Source organism: Francisella sp. XLW-1, assembly GCF_008711455.1.
Classification (GTDB): Bacteria; Pseudomonadota; Gammaproteobacteria; order Francisellales; family Francisellaceae; genus Francisella; species Francisella salimarina.
In genome coordinates this window covers 435,067-453,572 of the sequence record NZ_VXKP01000002.1, presented here as the reverse complement: position 1 = coordinate 453,572, position 18,506 = coordinate 435,067, and the positions used below count along the sequence as shown (strand labels likewise).

The window sequence follows — 18,506 nt, the reverse complement described above, 5'->3', positions numbered from 1 at the left end:
TTTATAAATGTTTTGTTATTATGTTTTCCAATTCAACGGTGTCTTTTGCAAATTGCCTAATTCCTTCAGCTAACTTTGTAGTTGCCATAGAATTCTCATTCATTTGCCAACGAAAATCAGATTCTGTAACTTGTGGCACTTGGGTACTAACATCATTAGAACGTTTTAATTTAACTTCCAAGCTTTCAAAACTATTTTCAAGCTCTTCAAGCAATGCTGGTGATATAGTCAAAGCATCACAACCTGCTAATGCTACCACCTGCTTGGCATTTCTAAAGCTTGCTCCCATCACAATGGTTTTAAAACCACAATCTTTATACAATTTGTATATAGCTCTAACAGAGTTTATGCCATCATCATCAACTACAGCAGGAAAATCATCAAGCTTGCTCTGTTGCATTTGCCAATCTGTGATTCTTCCTACAAATGGTGATACTAAGTAAACTCCAGCTTCAGCGCATGCCTGAGCTTGAACCTGGTCAAAAATAAGTGTTAAATTACAATTAATACCTTCTTTTTGTAATAATTTAGCAGCCCTTATACCTTCCCAGGTAGCTGCTATTTTTATCAAAACTCGATCTTTTGAAACTCCGTAAGACTCATATTTTTTAATTATTTTTCTAGCATAATCAATTGTTTCTGCAGAGTTAAAAGATACTCTTGCATCTACTTCACTAGACACCTTCCCATCAATTACATCCAATATTTTTATTCCAAAAGATACTAATATCTCAATAGCAACTTCTTTAAGAAGATAATCTTTTTTCAGCTCAGGATTATTTTGCTTAAATTTATCTATAGTATCTGTAACTAACTTAGAATATTTTGGATCTTTAACAGCTTTTAAAATCAAACTAGGATTTGTAGTAGCATCAACTGGTTTGAATTTTTCAATTAACTCAAAGTCACCTGTATCAGCGACTACCATAGTTACTTCTTTAAGCTGTTCTAATAACGATTTTTGCATAGTTATATAATAAGATTTTTATAATTCATTAATAAAGTATACAACTTCGAAAATATTAGTAAATAAAGTAAATATTAATTATTTAAAATTTATTTGCTGTATTTCTCTTCCAACATTTTAAACATTGTTCTAACACCCATCATTTCTCCACCTTTTGGCTTACCTGGAGAGTTAGCAACATTCCAAGCCATTATGTCAAAATGAATCCAAGTAGGAGCATTCTCAACACCCACAAAGTGCTCGATAAACAGTGCTGCCTTTACAGCTCCTGCAAAAGTTGACAGCTCACAGTGTGATATATCTGCAAACTCAGTATCAAGATTTTTTCTATAACAATCAGCTAACGGGAGTCTCCAAGTCTGATCTTGCTCGATTTCTCCATAATTGTAAACATCTTTTGCAACATCATCATTATTACAGAAAAATGCTGAAATTTTATCACCAACAGCCACTCTTGCAGCTCCTGTTAGAGTTGAAAAGTCTATTAAATATTCTGGATTTTTAGTAGCCTCTTCATGTAGTGGTTCAGCTAAAATCAATCTTCCTTCAGCATCAGTATTAGTAACTTGAACTGTTGTTCCATTTTTCATCTTAATGATATCACTAGGGCGATATGACTTCGCATCTATAGCATTTTCAACTGTCGGTATTGATAAAGTCAATCTTACTGGAAGATTATGTTTCATAATCATATAAGCAAGACCTATAGCATTTGCAGCACCACCCATATCTTTATGCATCAGCAACATAAACTGAGCTGCTTTCACATCAAGGCCACCTGTATCAAAAGCCACACCTTTACCAACTATAGAAATTTTAGGATGATTATCATTACCCCAATTTAATTTAACTAATCTTGGAGGTCTATGACTAGCCTTACCAACAGTATAAATTCCCATATACCCTTGTTCTTTAAGCTCTTCACCAACAACTTCTTCAATTGTAGCCCCAAACTCTTTGGCAACATTTTTGATAATATTAGAAATATCTTCAGGACCCATATCTTCAGCAGGAGTTGTAATCATATCTCTGACTATATAATTCGCCTCAACTGTTGTTAAAAGGTAGGTATAATTCTCTGGTAAGAATAATTTAACATTAATCGGCTGTGATTTAGATTTATATTTTTCAAACTTATAGCTAGCCAATGCAAAGCCAATATAGTAGAGGGATAAATCCCCAACCTCAGAATACTCTATATGATAATTACCTCTAGGTAATTCACTAGTTAGTGCAGCTAAACTGTACATATCTTTTGTAACTATACATACTATTTTCTCGATATTGCCGTTATTATCAGGAATAGCTAGAACTGTTTTTTTGCTTTCAAACAGTTTTACAAAATTTTGAGTTAAACTATCTTGCTTGCAAAGCCAATCTGAGAAATTTGATTTTTTAATTAGGTAAACAGGCTTAGAGTCACTTTCTTGCTGATATAAAAAACACTGTAGTTTAGTTGAAATATACATAATTATAACTCCACATCTTGATTTAGTATTAACCAGTTATTAAAATCCTGAACGGTATTAGAAGTTAAAATACCTGCAGTTTTATACAAGCTCAAAAAGCCCATAATATAATCAAACTCAGTATTATTTAACTGGATAAGAAATTGATAGTAATTATTTAAAAGTATAAAGTACTGAGTAATAGTTGTCGTACCTTGATTATATCTTTCTTTATACTTTTCATAAGCTATTTTTGCAGCTGCAACAGATTTACGCAGAGATTCGATTTCTTTCTTTTTAAGCTGAACAAACCTAAAAGCATACATCGCGTCATTCTGAGCAACCCTTCCTGTTTGGATCATATCAAACTCAGAGGACTGATAGTTATATGCAGCCTTTTTAAGTAGAGCATAATCTGTACCACCAGAAAAAATACTCCAAGTAAGATTAATCCCAAAATAAAAAGCATTTACTGTACCACTTGATGATAGGAATTTATCGAATACGGGGTTACCCAGCGAACTAACATCATTAAAACCTGGAGAGTATTTAACTTCAAAATTAACTTTAGGCATAAATGAGCTTGTCGCAGATTGATAGTTATAGTAATTACTCTCTTTTGTATGTACAGAACCTAAATATGATGGGCTACTTCGCATTGTAAGCTCTTCCCAACCTTCTTCAGTATTAGGTGACGGATCCTTAATCTTAAAGTCATTACTATATAAAACAACATCATCATCATTATTAGTGAACTTACGCAACTCTGCTCGAGCAACTTTTTCTTCTCGTTTAGCTGCTGCATAGCTAGCTTCAGCAATATAGTAGTTTGCTTTTACTGTTTCATAATCAGCGATATCGGCTGTACCCGCTTTAAATTTACTTTCTAATTCATTTAAGCTTTGTTTATTTGATTTTAAGTTATACGAAGTATACTCAACATTTTTTATTGTTTTGGCTAAATTAAAATAAGCATAACTTGTGTCATATAAGAACTGCTGATAATTAGTTCTATAATCCTGTTGAGCAAACTGTGCTGTTTCTTGTGCTGATTGAAGATCCTTATAAGCTCCGTAATCATATAATGGCTGAGTTAGTGAAATATTTCCCTGGATAGAATCAAAACGCCCTCCAGCAATATCTCCATCTGCCATAGTTTCTTGATCTATAATGTTTGTCGCTTTAATAGATCCTCCAATATCTATCCTAGGTAATAATCTACCTAGTTGAATCGCTGGATCCATCTGCCTGGAGTTTAACTGAAAGCCGATAAACTTGTATTGTGGTGAATTTTGTATAGATTGTTTTACTGTATCTGTATAATCAGCAATAGTATTAGCTGCAGAACTAACACAAAAGCCAAATATTCCAAAAGATATTAATAAGTGTCTATACAGCCTTTTCAAAACCAAACTCTACTGTCTTATATTATTTATGATATATTGTTCTAAGTTACTTAGAGCCTCATCAATGTTAGCAGAGTTATTCCCTCCACCTTGAGCCATATCTGGACGACCACCGCCTTTACCATCTATATACCCACTAAACTCCTTAGCTATATCTCCAGCCTTGATTAATGATGTAATAGATTTACTCACTCCGATCACAAATTGCACTTTATCAGCATTTATAGTACTCAACACTGAAACTATCTTATCATTTTTAGATTTATAATCATCAATCTTTTCTCTCAAAGTCTTAATATCTACTTCTTTCAAATTAGCTACTACAACTTTAATATCACCAATTATAGACTCTTTAATATCATTACTTGTTCCAGATAGTAGGTCTTTTTTAAGCTTTGTGATTTCTTTTTCTTGTTTTTTCAACTGCTCTAACAATGATTGTAGCTTTTCTAATAAGTTAGCATCATTTGATTTGATAGCTTCTTTCACAGCTGTCAACTTATTTTCATAAGTAAATGTATGTTTTATAGCCTTATCTGCGGTAATAGCCTCTATTCTTCTAATACCTGATGCAATACCACTTTCTGACACTATTTTGAATAATCCAATATCTCCAGTATATGCAACATGAGTTCCTCCACAAAGTTCAATAGAAAAATCTCCCATTGAAATTACTCTTACTATATCTCCATATTTCTCACCAAACAGAGCCTCTGCTCCTAGTGATTTAGCTTTTTCTTGTGATGTCTCAATAGTGGCCACAGGATAGTTCGCTCTAATTTGCTGATTAACTAAAATTTCAATTTGTTCAATTTCAGCACGAGATATGGCCTTATCATGAGTAAAATCAAACCTTAACTTACCATCGTCAACAAGTGAGCCTTTTTGTTCAGCATGATCACCTAGAACAACTTTTAAAGCCTTATGCAGCAGATGTGTCGCACTATGATTAGCAGCAGTTGCAAGCCGTCTCAAATCATTAACTCTTGCAGAAACTTCATCGCTAGTGTTCAAAACTCCTTTAGCCAATTTACCGATGTGTAGAACTGCTTCACCAGACTTTTGGACATCATCAACTATAAATTCAACACCTACACCCTCTAATATGCCTTTATCACCAACCTGTCCACCTGCTTCAGCGTAAAAAGGTGTTTTATCAAGGACAATAACTGCCGAAGATCCATTACTAATAGTATTTACCTGTTGTCCATCTTGGAATATCTCTAGCACTTTAGCATCTTCAAATAACGTTGAATAACCTTTAAATTCTGATTTTACTTGTGAATTAATAGTATTATTATAATCAATATTAAATTTACCAGCCTCTTTTGACCTTTGTTTTTGTTGTTGCATTTGCTTTTTAAATGCTTCTTCATCAACTTTCAAACCTTTTTCCCTTGCCATATCTGCAGTCAAGTCAAAAGGGAAACCATAAGTATCATAGAGCTTAAATGCTATTTCACCAGAAATAATATCCCCTTTTAATCCAGATACTTCTGCATCAAAGATTTTAATACCATTTTCAATTGTTTTTAAAAATAATTCTTCTTCTTTGATAAGAGTCTTTTCAACAACCTCTCTCTTATCTATTAGCTGAGGATATGCCTCACCCATTTGATTAATAAGCTCTGCCACTAACTTATAGAAGAATATATCCTTAGCGCCAAGCTTATTACCATGACGAATTGCTCTACGAATAATTCTTCTTAAAACATATCCTCTACCTTCATTTGATGGTAAAACACCATCTGCAATTAAAAAAGCACATGAACGTATATGATCTGCAACCACCTTTAAGGATGGTGAACTTGTATCACACGCATTAGTAACTTCTTGAGCTTTTTTAATTAGCGCCTGAAATAAATCTATATCATAATTACTATGAACATCTTGTAGTACAGCTGCGATTCTCTCCAACCCCATACCAGTATCGACAGATGGTTTAGGTAAATCAGTAGTTGTACCATCAGTATGGCGATTATACTGCATAAACACTATATTCCAGATTTCAATATATCTATCTCCATCTTCTTCAGGTGTACCAGGTAAGCCTCCTGCTACATCTTCACCATGATCATAGAAGATTTCAGTACAAGGACCACACGGGCCTGTATCTCCCATAGACCAAAAATTATCATTTGAGTCTATTCGTATGATTCTTTCTTTTGGTAAACCAATATGATTATGCCACACATCAAATGCTTCATCATCTGTAACATATATAGTCACCCATAGTTTTTCCGCAGGTAGTTTAATTTCTTTAGTTAGAAACTCCCAAGCAAAACTAATAGCATCTTTTTTAAAATAATCACCAAAACTAAAATTACCAAGCATCTCAAAAAAAGTATGATGTCTAGCTGTATAGCCAACATTATCTAAATCATTATGTTTACCACCAGCTCTGAGACATTTCTGAACTGTTACAGCTCGAGAAAAATCTCTCTTTTCTAACCCCAAAAATACATCTTTAAATTGCACCATACCTGCATTTGTAAATAACAACGTATCATCCCCAAATGGTATTAAAGATGAGCTTGGCTGGTGCGAGTGATTCTTAGACTCAAAATAGTTGATAAATTTAGTACGTAATTCTTTAGTAGAAATCATAGTTTACCTTCCAGTAGATAGCGCCTACAGATATTTAAATTAAATTCAAAACAGCTAGTATTATAAACTATTTTGGTAAACAAAATAAACTCTACCAATCGCATTTGGATATAATTAAGTATATAATCGTAAATAAGTTGTTATTTTCATGTAAGTTTTAGAATGAAAAAGAAGTTATTTATCTTCACAATAATAGTAGGTCTAATAATAGCTGTTTCAGGTATTACTTATTATTTTCACTATCAGTCTGAGCTAGAGGAAAAAGCTGCTGAAGCAGAAAAAGAAGCTCAAATGCCAAAACCACATGATTACTGCTTGATAACATATTTAGAGTCATCTGATAACGGTATAACCTGGCACAAAACTAATGTTACCACAGGTAAAAAAGCAATGTTTAAAGCACAGTGTTGGAAGAAATATATTCAAATTCTTGATGGCTTTTCGGCTAGCATTGATAAGAATGGCCAGTGGTGTAACAAAATAGATGACAACAAAATCATAGCTCATCCAGCTATGTATTTCTCAGACCAACCTTTTGAATCTAAAGATGATTTAGCACCAAAAGTTGACACCCCAAACGAATCTTTACAAGATAAATCTAATTAATTCTCTTTTGATAGCTTTTCATAGTATCGTCTGAAGATCTTGTTAGAAAACTTTCTTTCATTATCATTTATATTTTCTAAATGTAATTGACAGTCTTTCAGATTACCTTCATACAGAAATCTCAAGCTATTTTTACATTTCAAATCCTTTGGGTATGTGTTTTTTTTGATTTCATACCACGATGACAAACGACTAATATCATCAGAGGATACTATAAAGAGATGTTTTTTAACTCGTGTAATTGCCACATAGAACAATCTTCGTTCTTCTTCAATTGTCTCATCACTAATTTTAGAGTTCTTTTCTCCAAAAAAACCTCCTTCTGTAGCATCATGAACAACAACATAATCCCATTCCAGACCTTTTGCTCTATGCATTGACATGATCTGAATTTGATTTGGATCATTTTCACCTTGTTGATCTGATTTTATATATAGCTGATATAAAAGCTCTATAAACTCTGATAGCGAACTCTTCTTACCCTTAGCAAAACTACTCATTCCATCTATAATCTGTAGTTTAGATTTACTTGAATGTGTTTCACCAGAGACTCTAGAAATTTGTTTTTCAAGATCTAGAGTTTCTAATATAAAATTTATAGCTCTCTCAGACTTTTTAATCCGAGTATTATTAAAAATAGCTCTCCAACTAGCTGATACTGCTAATATATTTTTTTCTTTAAACGGTTTATCAACTGTTTTGGTGAGTTCTGAAATTATATTCATGCTAGCTGAAATATCTTGAGCTATTTTATTTGCTAAATTTTGTTTAGCATCTTTTTTGAGATATAGTGATGGATAGTCAAGCATAGATTTAATAAAATCGACTCTTTGCTCAACACTATGCTTTGCAAATCCTTTAGCTTTGTTAAATAACATCAAATAGCCATATATGGCTTTAAATAGGTTTTCACTAAAAATATTTTTGTCCGCAATGACATTGTAAGCTAGATCATGATAAAGACAACTTAATTCAAACACTGTTGTTGAGTTATATTTACGCACAAGAATTGCTATATCGCTAGCTTTAACACCACTATCAATCAATGCTTTAAGTTTAAGGACAACTTTATCACTACTATCAAGAATACTAATATCAGTTGTTTTATCTAGTTTTGGATATGTTATGCATAAATTATCATGACGTTTTTTATTATTAGTTATAATATTATTTGCCATCAAGGATACTAAATCCCCATATCTAAACGTATATGAAAGACTATACTGCTTTACATCCTTAAAATCTTTTTTGAAACCCTCTAACATATAATACGGAGTAGAGCCTCGCCACTGATATATAGTCTGATCAATATCTCCTACAGCCATAATATAGGTATTCTGCCCAACCAAACACTTTAAAAAAAACTGTTGAGCCTGATTAATATCCTGATACTCATCTATAATTATGTGAGAGTATAAACTACTAGCCTGAGTAACACTATTTTTATCTTTTTCAAACAGCTTAGCTGGAAGATATATCATATCATCATAAGTTATGGCTTGCTGAATCTCACACTCTTTAAGAAATTCTGAGAACACCTTATCTAAAAGTTTCTTCTCTTTAGCATTAAGATCATTGATTTTCTTATTACTGAGAGATAAATCTGATTTCAATAATGAAATATACTCTTTAAATACCTCTACTCTCTCACTATCAACTTCTTTAGTTATTTTAAATTCTTTTTGGTGCAGTTTAAGTAACTTTAGAATTATTGTATCAACCTCATATTCTTTGAGGATTTTATTTACTTTGACATACCCTGCTTTTGCGAAAGCTTGTAAAAAACTATTTCCCAAAGAATGCATTGTTCTGACATTAATTAATCTTGCAATATCAGCTTTAATGACTCTTCTAAGTCTCTCTGCAAAATCAAGTTGAGCTGATTTGTTATACATTAGAACCAATATCATGTTAGGTGGAACATTATTACTAATCAGATACTCAATCCTAGCTATTAAGGTTTGAGTCTTTCCACTGCCTGCGACTGCAGAGACTAAGGCATGCTTATTCAAATCATGGGTAATGATTTTTTGTTGTTCAGCTGTATATTTCATTTATGAGTTTAGTCTTACTTACTTTCTGATGAGTCTTTAGCAAATAATCGTGTAACAAGATACATTATGGTTAAACTAGCTTCTTTAATAATAGTGACAACTATTTGAGCTACTTTTAGAATACTTACTCCTAAATATTTAAAGTAATTGATTATATTTACTTTTGCTTTGTTATCTTTAATAAACTTAAAAGGTGTAAATACAAACAGAGTAATTCCTATCATTACAATATATGAAAATATTGTTCCTAACTTTTGTTCATACCATTGAGCAAATCTATAGAATAAAACCAAAACTATTACAGTCAAAATGACTAAAAGTATGAATAGAAATAAATTCTTTTTCTTCATCTTTGATCCTCTGAAACTATTTGTTTATATAATGATATCATTATTTAAACTAACTTATGGTATAATCTTAGGCTAAATTTATAAACAATAATTAAATCAAATTCATGACTACTGATCAAAGACTACAGATTATTCTAGATGCTCTAGATGATTTAAAAGGCCAAAACATTCAAGCAATTGATGTAGAGCACCTTACTGACATGATGGATAAAATAGTGATCGCTACAGCATCATCAACGACTCACGCCAAATCACTTGCAAGAAATCTAGAACAAGAACTTAAAAACAATAAAGTATCAATACTAGGTGTTGAAGGCGACAATAAATCTGACTGGGTTTTGGTCGATATTGGCGATATTGTTGTACATGTAATGCTTGAAGAAACTAGAGAATTATATGCACTAGAAAAGCTTTGGGATATTCAACGTAAAGAAGACTAATAATGAAGCTAAAGCTTTCTCTAGAGCAGTGGCAACAAGTACAAAAATTTGCTACTACAAATCTTGGTTTATCATCCATTTCTAAATCTGATTGCGACTTATCTGAATATATTCCTCATTATGATAAATGGATAGAAAACAACTATCAGGCCGATCTTGAATATATGACAAAACATGGTTCAAAAAGATTTGTACCAGATGAACTAGTCCCTGGAACTAATAGTGTAATTGTTGCTACATTAAACTACCTCAATAGACCCGTAACTATTAAAAATGAAGTCAAAAGACTAAGATCGCAAACTAACATTGCAGAAATCTCGATATATGCTCATGGTAGAGATTATCATAAAGTAATGAAAAAAAAACTTCAAAAACTCGGAGAATATATAGACGATCTTACAGGTGGCCATCAATTTAGAGTTTTTACAGATAGTGCCCCAGTCTTAGAACGCCCACTAGCCGAAAAAGCAGGTTTGGGCTGGCAAGGCAAGAGTTCTATGCTCATGAATAAGTTACAAGGTTCATTTTTTTTCATCGGTGTTATTTATAGTAATCTTGATCTGTCAGACTTACCTAACTTACCAAAGCATCAAGATTCTTGTGGCAAATGCCAAGCATGTATCAAATTATGTCCAACTGGAGCAATTCAGCATGGTAAAATGATTGATTCACGAAAATGTATCTCATATCTAACAATAGAAAACAAAGGACCTATACCATTAGAACTTCGAGATAAAATTGGCACAAGAATATACGGTTGCGATGACTGCCAATTAGTCTGCCCTTTTAACAATAATGCTCTAGTAACTACAGAAAAAGACTTCCAACAACGAGATTTTTTAATAAACAAGCCACTTCTTGAACTATTCTCATGGTCTAAAAAAGATTTTGATAAATATACACAAGGTTCGGCAATTAGAAGAATTGGTTATGATGCTTGGATAAGGAATATAGCAGTTGGTATTGGAAATTCACCATATAAGCAAGAAAATATACTATCATTAGAAAATAAGAAAAATGAATTTATAGACAATAAAATCATTTTAGAACATATTGAGTGGGCATTAAATAAACAAATTAAGCTAAGTAAAATAGATAAAAGATTGTGATTTACAACCGGTTTGTTAGAATAACTTAGGATAGACATTTCCAAAACTACAGGAGAAACTAAATAATGAAATTAACTAAAACTCTACTTATAGCACCATTAGTTGCTGGTTCACTTATTGGTGGCGCTTTTGCAGCTGCAGATAATCAGGATGATCTTAGCTACTCAGTTGGCTACACTATGGGCCAAGCATTGAAAACTCAAATGGACCAAAACAATATTACTACTGACAACCAAGAAGTTGTTAGTGGTCTAAAAGATGGTATTTCTGGAGGTAAATCTAAGCTTACTCCAGATCAAATGCAAAATGCAATGTTGCAATTCCAACAACAAGCCGTTGCTGCTCAGAAGAAATAATTAAGGGAGTTAATTATAATGACTAAAAAGAAACTATTAAAAGCTTTAGCTGTAGCTGCAATAGCAACAAGCTTAGTTGCATGTTCTGATAGCTCAAGTAAAGATAAGTCTACTACTGAAGCTGTTACAAACTCTGGATCTTCAGTTGCTACTCCGACTGCTGACGTTGCAACACAGAATACAGACACTATTACTAAAAATGCTAGTTATACTATCGGATATGGTATGGGTGCTACTGTAGAAGCTGATAAAAATGTAAAATCATACAACCTTAACGATGACAAAATTGTTGAGGGCTTCTCTGATGCTCTAAATGCGAAAAAACCTGCTATCTCTCCTGAAGAAATAGCAAAAAACATGGAAACTCTACGTAACAAAGTACAGCAAAAAATGAGTGAAGAAAGAGTTTCTAGCTTCTTAAAGGTTAGAGATAGTATTTATGGATCTGATCTTACACCGAAATCTGATGTTAAAAATCCGAAAGTGGTTGTATATGAATTCTTTGACTATCAGTGTATGTATTGTTCGAAACTTGCTCCACAAATAGAAAAAATAATGCACGATAATAGTAATGTACAAATCGTTTTTGCAGAATTCCCAATATTTGGTGAAAGAGCTCCGGCTTCTGAATACGCTGCCGAAGTAGGTACTGCTATATATAAACTGTATGGTGCTGATGCTTATGTGAAATACCATAACGGTATCTTCGCTACAGGTGAGGATGAAGGTAAACTCAAAAACTCTACTGTAGACAAAGTAGCTACTCAGTCAGGTGCTGATCTTACTAAAGTCAAGAAAGCAATCAAAGATGATAAGATTGCAGATCATCTAAAAGATACTTTGAAATTAGGTTTTGAGGATCTTGGTATTCAAGGAACTCCATTCTTAGTAATCGCTCCAGCAACTAATGCTAATGCTGATAATACAACTGTGATAGGTGGCTACACAGGTGCTAGCGATATTCAGTCAGCGATTGACAAAGCAAAATCAACAACTACTAATGGAACGGTCACAGACAATACATCGGCTCCTAGCACGGCTACAACTAGTAGTGATACAAATACTACTCAACCAAGCCTAACTGAAGCTCCTGTTACAGATTCAGGCAGTTCTGTTGCAGCTAATCAACCTAGCAGTTCAGATGATAACGTTGAAGCTTAATTAGTATCTATACTTACTCTAATCATTTCTTTATTATTCATGGCACTTAATTACTAAATATTGCCTAATTTATCTGATAAGATATATCATCAAAATTAGTAAAAATAACTCTTATGTTAAAAATTAGAAAAGGTAGTAAGTATCTTGTTTTCTTTGTCGTAATCTTTGTGGCTCTACCGCCCTTTGCCATAGATGCTTATATCCCAGCTTTTGGTAATATAGGTAACTTCTTTAATGTTGATGTAAATAAACTTGCTATTACCATCTCTACATACTTTATAGGTTTTGGCGTAGGTATGTTTTTCTGGGGCGCGTTATCAGATAGCTTTGGTCGTAAGAAGATACTTATTATCGGTATGATTATCTATATTGCAAGTACTATCTTATGCTCATTTACACATAGTTTTGATACTTTGATATTCATGAGATTTTTACAAGGTCTTGGAGATTCTCCAGCATCTGTTGCAGCTATGGCAATATTAAAAGACTGTTATAGAGGTCAAAAACTAGTCAAAACTGTAGCAACAATGGTGATGATATTTATGATTGCTCCAATAGTTGCTCCTATAATAGGTAGTATTATCATTTATACAACTGGAAGATGGCAAGATATCTTCCACTTCCTAACTATCTATGGTGTTGTTTTATTAGTTATAACATTGATTATGCCAGAAACACTCCCTACACATAAGCGCTCTAAGAGTTTAGCTAGAAGTTTTAAAGTATATATCATTCACATGGCTAACTTACCATTTGTTGTCGGAGCTCTGACAGGAGCTTTATGTTTTGGCGCATTATTTAGCTTTATTAGCACATCATCAAATTTGATAATTGAATATTATCACCTTGGCTACACTCAATATTGCATATTATTTGCATTAAATATGTTTGGCATAATATTTGCAGGCAGCTTTATCAAGAGAAAACAGACAATACATAATCAAAAAAATCTTATAGTAACTGGATATTATTTAGCCATAGCAGTAATATCGCTTAACATATTAAACTCATACTTATTTAATAATATCTATATATTTATTATATTAAATGCTTTAGCAACAGGATGCTTTGCTTTAGTAAATATTATTACTACATCAAAAGCTCTTGATATTCTTAAAGAAGGTTATGCTGCTGGCAATGCGATAATTAGACTAGTAAAATTTATGGTTGCTGCCTTAGCAGGGTTTTTCTTAAGCTTTATATCAATATCAAAACTAATGGTTGGTATCCCAGCTCAACAACTCGTATTTATTGTAATTTCAATTATTATCTTTACGAGCATTAAGAGCAGACTTTTTCCAGAAGAAAAATCTTTTATCTAAAATATTTTTCTGCGTGCATGACAGTATGGAAGAGAACCTTGCTTCATATAATAGTCTAGATGATATTCTTCAGCCACATAATATGGCTTAGCTTCTCTAACATCTGTAACAATCTTATATCCTTTATCAATAAGCTCAGACTTTATGCTTTCAGCTATCTTTTTCTGCTCTTCATTATAATAAAATATTGCTGATTTATATTGCTCCCCAATATCTGGACCCTGACCATCAACTTGCTCAAAATCATGTATTTCAAAAAAATATTTTAGAACTTCTTCTAGTGATATTTTTTCTTTCTCAAAAATTATTCTGACAACTTCTAAATATCCAGTATTTCCTGCACAAACTTTTTTATAATCTGGGTTTGGCTGGTCTCCACCACAATACCCTGATTCAGCAAACACAACTCCTTTGAGTTTTTTCATGTAATATTCCACACCCCAAAAACAGCCTGCTGCTACGATAATTTCTTCAGTTTCACCTATATTTTCTGCTGCAACAAAATCTACAGATGCTGAGTTGACACAGTAACGCGTATTTAGTTTAGTATATCCTTCTCCATGAAATATATGTCCCAGGTGGCCATCACATTTATTACACAGAATTTCTGTCCTTCTGCCATCAGCATCAGGTAACTCTTTTACATTGTTATCAATATGTATATCATAACTAGGCCACCCACATGTTGAAATAAATTTACTATCAGCCTTGAATAATGGTGTACCACAATTACGACAGATGTACGTACCTGCTTGATCTAAATCATTGTATCTTCCTGTGAAAGGATGCTCCGTAGCTTTATTAATTATAATTTCATATTGTTCTGGTGTTAAACTTTTAGTTTTTAACATTATAAGACCTCTAGCTATTAAATATTGTTAATAATTATCATATAAACTCAAAAAAATGTATATTCTAATCTACAATATTTATATGATATTAAAAGCTATTTTTCAGCACGATTAAGGAGAATACAAATTGACTTGTAATATAAAAGGTAAAGACTATATCTCTTTAACTTTCTTTATAATAGTTATTTTAGGAACAGGCATGTGTGTCGGCGCCCTAATATCAACAAACATTCCAACATGGTTTGTAAAACTTGAACATCCTTTTTTTGCACCACCTAATTGGTTATTTGCCCCAGTTTGGACAGTTTTATATATTATGATTGTAGTATCTGGATGGATAGTATTCAAACAAAAAGCTCTAAGAGAAAAAAATTTTATTATTTACGCAATTCAGTTAGGCTTAAACTTTTTGTGGAGCTTTATATTTTTTTGCTGGCACAACATTGATTTAGCTCTTATTGAGATGTCTATCTTATGGGTGCTTATAGCATGGAACCTAAAGGTATTTCTAGATATAAACAAAATTGCTGGATACTTGCTTATACCATATCTTTTATGGGTAGGCTTTGCGTGGATACTTAATCTCAACTACGCAATGCTTAATTAAGAATATCTTTATCAGCAACAGCTAAATGTAAGTAATGCAAATGTTTATCATATTGATTAACTATATCTGCAATAACCTGATCTTTTAAATATCCCATAATATCATAGTACTGTCCACCATGACTCAAAAGCACCTCGACTCTATTATAATTGTCCAACTTTGACTGATATGCTCTTAACATAACACTATATACAAAGTCTTCATTACCTTCTATTGAAATTGTTAATTGTATATGATCATGGTCTCTAATCACTTCTGTATTAATACCATTTTTTTTCCATTTCATCTGCAACTTCGATTATAGCTGTTGTGACATCTTTTTGTAAAAACTCTATGGCCTGATCTTTCGATGGCTTATGAGCAATTGCTTCTAATCTTTTTTGCCAAGATGTGTTTGCTTTTGCAAATTGAACAACAGTTGAATGTGTCTCAATACTTTTAAGCCTCAAATAATCCAACCTTAAAGATTTAATTAAAGAAATACACATTAAGAGTAAGATAAATAATAGCGGAAACGCACTAATTATAGTTGCGGACTGAAGAGCCTGTAATCCACCTGCTAATATTAAAGATATTGCAAGCAAACCACTAAGTACTGACCAAGCGATACGCTGTAATGTCATTGATTGTTTAGCATTACCTGTGGCTAAGATATCTATAACTAAGGCACCACTATCTGCAGATGTAACAAAGAATGTTACAATCAAAAATACTGCTAATATTGATAATACTGTAGAAAATGGAAAGTGTTGTAAAAATTCAAATAATGCTACGGGTATATTATTATTCGCGGCATCTATCAAAGCTTCACCATTACCATTCATAGCTATTTCAATAGCAGAATTTCCAAAAACAGTCATCCACAAAAATGTAAAACCAACAGGTATAAATAGTACACCAATAGTAAACTGACGAACTGTTCTTCCTTTGGATACTTTAGCAATAAACATCCCAACAAATGGAGACCAAGCTATCCACCATCCCCAATAGAATAGAGTCCAGTTTTGTAACCATTCTTGATTCTCTCGATTATATGCGTAGAGATTGAAGGTCTGATTCACTATAGTACTCAAATAGTAGCCAATATTTTGGATATAATCACGTACCAACCCTGCTGTATTACCTAACAATAATACAAAAGCTAATAGTACTACTGCTAATACAATATTAAAGTTACTTAATGCTTTAATACCTTTATCAAGTCCTAATGCAACAGATATAGTCGCTAATGCTACAATAAATACAATATATATAACTTGCATATTTATGGTATCAGGTAAACCTGTCAAAAAACTCATCCCTGCACTTACTTGCATTGCACCAAAACCTAGAGATGTAGCAACACCAAATAAAGTCCCTAAAACAGCAAATACATCTATTGCGTGACCTATAGGACCATATATATGTTTACCTAAAATTGGATAAAGTACTGAACGAGGTAATAATGGTAAATCATGTCTATAAGCGAAATAAGCTAGCGATAAACCAACAATAGCATATACAGACCAGGCTTCTACTCCCCAGTGAAAGAATGTCGTATTCATAGCTTCTTTAACGACTTCTAATTGGTCTGAGGATATATTAGGTGGCGCTAAAAAATGCTTCAAAGGCTCTGCAACTCCATAAAACATCAAACCAATTCCCATACCTGCTGCAAATAACATAGCAAACCATGAAACATTTGAATACTCTGGTAAATCATGATCTTGACCGAGTTTGATATCTCCAAAGTGACTGAACATTAATATCAAACACAAACACAAAAATACACTCATTGCTAATATGTATGTCCAACCGAATTTCTCCAAGATTAAATTTTGTAGATTTTGAATATGACTGGCAAACTCATTTGGATAAAAAATCCCTGATAAAGAAAGAATGATAGCTAAAATAATTGCAGGATAAAAAACTGGCGCATAGGCACCTTTTTCTCGTTGCATAATAATTCCCAATATTGAATAAAATTTATATTACCATAACATTTATATGTATCTATATCAAAAATACATACCGTAACTATTTAATCTCATGATTAAAACCCATACAATATCAACCAAAATATTTTAGATATTTACTCAATGAAAAATCTAAGTCAAAAACTACTCAGAGAAATCAAAAAACTTCATTCACCTCAAGGTAGAAAAAAGTCTATATACTATGTTATAGAAGGGTTAAGATGCTGTAATGAAGCTTTAACAAGACTACCCAAGAAAGACATAGTCGCATTATTAACAACAGAAAGCTCCGATAGTGATGACTACCCTACTGATATAAAACATACTCTTCCAGAGAAAGATTTCCATCAACTAACACAGACACAAAACTCCCAAGGAGTGCTAATCTTAGCTAAGAAAAGAGATACCTCATCTGACATTGAATTTAAGGATGATTTCATTCTAGTACTAGATAGAATTCAAGACCCTGGAAATATTGGCACAATATTAAGGACAGCCATTGCAGTTGGCTTAACAGAGATAGTGCTTATAAATGGTACTGTAGATCCTTTTAACCCCAAAGCTATAAGAGCTGGTATGGGAGCACAGTTTAGTCTTAATTTTAGATATTTTGAAAATCTAAGTGCTGTAAGAAATTATCCAGCACTGAAAGAACGAAAAATTTGGCTAACAACACCACATGAGGGAGTTTCTTGTTATTCTAAAGAATTTAAGTTGAGTAACAGTGTCTTAGTCTTTGGTGAGGAGGCTAATGGTATCCAAGACTTTTCAGTAGGCCAAAAGACGATGATACCAACATTAAGTGATATTGAATCTCTTAATGTAGCCCAAGCAGCCACTATATATTTATTTGAGGGTCTAAGACAAAAAATGTTAAAATAACAATGTAAACCTACATAGGAGAAGTTTATGAGTAAATGTAAAGTACACGAAAATCACGATCATGAACATAAGGACGGTTGTGGTCATACTAAAATTAAACATGGCGATCACTATGATTATATACATGATGGGCATCTTCATCATGAGCACAATGGTCACTATGATGAGCATACGCTAGATGTCACAGCTAATAATCCAGATGGGTGTAAGCCAATCAAGGATGAATGTTGTGATCATGTTCATGGTCCTGATTGTGGACATGAAGCAGTACCTCATGGGGACCATATAGACTATATTGTTGATGGTAGATTACATCATCCTCATGGAGATCATTGCGATGATCATGGTCCAGTAGAAGTCGTCAAAAATAATAAAAAATAATTTA

The 18,506-nt window shown here is 32.8% G+C and carries 16 protein-coding genes and 1 pseudogene; 9 read left to right on the top strand and 8 right to left on the bottom strand.

Going from position 1 to position 18,506, the window contains the following annotated elements; genetic code table 11:
• Position 1 precedes the first annotated feature (1 nt).
• The 4 genes from tal to alaS form a co-directional block, all read right to left on the bottom strand.
• Positions 2 to 967 (bottom strand): transaldolase, encoded by a 966-nt coding sequence (tal, locus tag F3D59_RS04735; RefSeq protein ID WP_150463991.1) that lies wholly within the window; start codon positions 965 to 967, stop codon positions 2 to 4.
• 89 nt (positions 968 to 1,056) lie between these two features.
• Complete coding sequence (locus tag F3D59_RS04730; RefSeq protein WP_150463990.1) at positions 1,057 to 2,436, bottom strand: M17 family metallopeptidase; 1,380 nt, start codon at positions 2,434 to 2,436, stop codon at positions 1,057 to 1,059.
• A gap of 2 nt (positions 2,437 to 2,438) precedes the next feature.
• The gene (locus tag F3D59_RS04725) at positions 2,439 to 3,821 is read right to left on the bottom strand and encodes a TolC family protein (RefSeq protein WP_150463989.1); all 1,383 of its coding nucleotides are present in this window, start codon (positions 3,819 to 3,821) and stop codon (positions 2,439 to 2,441) included.
• A gap of 9 nt (positions 3,822 to 3,830) precedes the next feature.
• A complete protein-coding gene (alaS, locus tag F3D59_RS04720; RefSeq protein ID WP_150463988.1) occupies positions 3,831 to 6,428 on the bottom strand; it encodes an alanine--tRNA ligase in 2,598 nt (865 codons plus the stop codon).
• 162 nt (positions 6,429 to 6,590) lie between these two features.
• Between alaS and F3D59_RS04715 the strand changes: the two genes are divergently transcribed.
• Positions 6,591 to 7,034 (top strand): hypothetical protein, encoded by a 444-nt coding sequence (locus F3D59_RS04715; RefSeq protein ID WP_150463987.1) that lies wholly within the window; start codon positions 6,591 to 6,593, stop codon positions 7,032 to 7,034.
• Here the strand turns inward: F3D59_RS04715 and F3D59_RS04710 are convergent.
• Complete coding sequence (locus F3D59_RS04710) at positions 7,031 to 9,088, bottom strand: ATP-dependent helicase (RefSeq protein ID WP_150463986.1); 2,058 nt, start codon at positions 9,086 to 9,088, stop codon at positions 7,031 to 7,033. The genes F3D59_RS04715 and F3D59_RS04710 overlap by 4 nt on opposite strands.
• A gap of 14 nt (positions 9,089 to 9,102) precedes the next feature.
• Complete coding sequence (locus F3D59_RS04705; protein ID WP_013923212.1) at positions 9,103 to 9,438, bottom strand: hypothetical protein; 336 nt, start codon at positions 9,436 to 9,438, stop codon at positions 9,103 to 9,105.
• A gap of 104 nt (positions 9,439 to 9,542) precedes the next feature.
• On the opposite strand from F3D59_RS04705, the gene rsfS reads away from it, so the two are divergent.
• The 5 genes from rsfS to F3D59_RS04680 all read left to right on the top strand — a co-directional run bounded on the left by rsfS (position 9,543) and on the right by F3D59_RS04680 (position 13,826).
• Positions 9,543 to 9,878: a ribosome silencing factor gene (gene rsfS, locus F3D59_RS04700; protein WP_146421309.1), complete on the top strand. Its 336-nt coding sequence runs from the start codon at positions 9,543 to 9,545 to the stop codon at positions 9,876 to 9,878.
• Positions 9,879 to 9,880: 2 nt separating this feature from the next.
• Entirely contained in the window at positions 9,881 to 10,987 is a 1,107-nt protein-coding gene (queG, locus tag F3D59_RS04695) for a tRNA epoxyqueuosine(34) reductase QueG (protein WP_150463985.1), read from the top strand.
• A 65-nt stretch (positions 10,988 to 11,052) separates the two neighbouring features.
• Complete coding sequence (locus tag F3D59_RS04690; protein WP_149368185.1) at positions 11,053 to 11,343, top strand: FKBP-type peptidyl-prolyl cis-trans isomerase N-terminal domain-containing protein; 291 nt, start codon at positions 11,053 to 11,055, stop codon at positions 11,341 to 11,343.
• An 18-nt stretch (positions 11,344 to 11,361) separates the two neighbouring features.
• Positions 11,362 to 12,504 (top strand): DsbA family protein, encoded by a 1,143-nt coding sequence (locus F3D59_RS04685; RefSeq protein ID WP_150463984.1) that lies wholly within the window; start codon positions 11,362 to 11,364, stop codon positions 12,502 to 12,504.
• A 113-nt stretch (positions 12,505 to 12,617) separates the two neighbouring features.
• Positions 12,618 to 13,826 (top strand): multidrug effflux MFS transporter, encoded by a 1,209-nt coding sequence (locus F3D59_RS04680; RefSeq protein WP_150463983.1) that lies wholly within the window; start codon positions 12,618 to 12,620, stop codon positions 13,824 to 13,826.
• Here the strand turns inward: F3D59_RS04680 and F3D59_RS04675 are convergent.
• Entirely contained in the window at positions 13,823 to 14,677 is an 855-nt protein-coding gene (locus F3D59_RS04675) for a bifunctional methionine sulfoxide reductase B/A protein (RefSeq protein WP_150463982.1), read from the bottom strand. The two genes, F3D59_RS04680 and F3D59_RS04675, sit on opposite strands and share 4 nt — an antisense overlap.
• Before the next feature lie 127 nt (positions 14,678 to 14,804).
• On the opposite strand from F3D59_RS04675, the gene F3D59_RS04670 reads away from it, so the two are divergent.
• Entirely contained in the window at positions 14,805 to 15,284 is a 480-nt protein-coding gene (locus tag F3D59_RS04670) for a TspO/MBR family protein (RefSeq protein WP_150463981.1), read from the top strand.
• On the opposite strand, the pseudogene F3D59_RS04665 reads toward F3D59_RS04670, so the two are convergent.
• Positions 15,277 to 17,224 (bottom strand): annotated as a pseudogene (locus F3D59_RS04665) (BCCT family transporter). The gene F3D59_RS04670 and the pseudogene F3D59_RS04665 sit on opposite strands and share 8 nt — an antisense overlap.
• Before the next feature lie 138 nt (positions 17,225 to 17,362).
• On the opposite strand from F3D59_RS04665, the gene F3D59_RS04660 reads away from it, so the two are divergent.
• Complete coding sequence (locus tag F3D59_RS04660) at positions 17,363 to 18,121, top strand: TrmH family RNA methyltransferase (RefSeq protein ID WP_150463980.1); 759 nt, start codon at positions 17,363 to 17,365, stop codon at positions 18,119 to 18,121.
• Positions 18,122 to 18,148: 27 nt separating this feature from the next.
• Positions 18,149 to 18,502 (top strand): hypothetical protein, encoded by a 354-nt coding sequence (locus tag F3D59_RS04655; RefSeq protein ID WP_150463979.1) that lies wholly within the window; start codon positions 18,149 to 18,151, stop codon positions 18,500 to 18,502.
• Positions 18,503 to 18,506: the final 4 nt, after the last annotated feature.

Coding starts and splice junctions, on each gene's coding strand:
- tal (WP_150463991.1), bottom strand. CDS start 967: ATGCAAAAATCGTTATTAGAACAGCTTAAAGAAGTAACTATGGTAGTC.
- F3D59_RS04730 (WP_150463990.1), bottom strand. CDS start 2,436: ATGTATATTTCAACTAAACTACAGTGTTTTTTATATCAGCAAGAAAGT.
- alaS (WP_150463988.1), bottom strand. CDS start 6,428: ATGATTTCTACTAAAGAATTACGTACTAAATTTATCAACTATTTTGAG.
- F3D59_RS04715 (WP_150463987.1), top strand. CDS start 6,591: ATGAAAAAGAAGTTATTTATCTTCACAATAATAGTAGGTCTAATAATA.
- F3D59_RS04710 (WP_150463986.1), bottom strand. CDS start 9,088: ATGAAATATACAGCTGAACAACAAAAAATCATTACCCATGATTTGAAT.
- F3D59_RS04705 (WP_013923212.1), bottom strand. CDS start 9,438: ATGAAGAAAAAGAATTTATTTCTATTCATACTTTTAGTCATTTTGACT.
- rsfS (WP_146421309.1), top strand. CDS start 9,543: ATGACTACTGATCAAAGACTACAGATTATTCTAGATGCTCTAGATGAT.
- queG (WP_150463985.1), top strand. CDS start 9,881: ATGAAGCTAAAGCTTTCTCTAGAGCAGTGGCAACAAGTACAAAAATTT.
- F3D59_RS04690 (WP_149368185.1), top strand. CDS start 11,053: ATGAAATTAACTAAAACTCTACTTATAGCACCATTAGTTGCTGGTTCA.
- F3D59_RS04685 (WP_150463984.1), top strand. CDS start 11,362: ATGACTAAAAAGAAACTATTAAAAGCTTTAGCTGTAGCTGCAATAGCA.
- F3D59_RS04680 (WP_150463983.1), top strand. CDS start 12,618: ATGTTAAAAATTAGAAAAGGTAGTAAGTATCTTGTTTTCTTTGTCGTA.
- F3D59_RS04675 (WP_150463982.1), bottom strand. CDS start 14,677: ATGTTAAAAACTAAAAGTTTAACACCAGAACAATATGAAATTATAATT.
- F3D59_RS04660 (WP_150463980.1), top strand. CDS start 17,363: ATGAAAAATCTAAGTCAAAAACTACTCAGAGAAATCAAAAAACTTCAT.
- F3D59_RS04655 (WP_150463979.1), top strand. CDS start 18,149: ATGAGTAAATGTAAAGTACACGAAAATCACGATCATGAACATAAGGAC.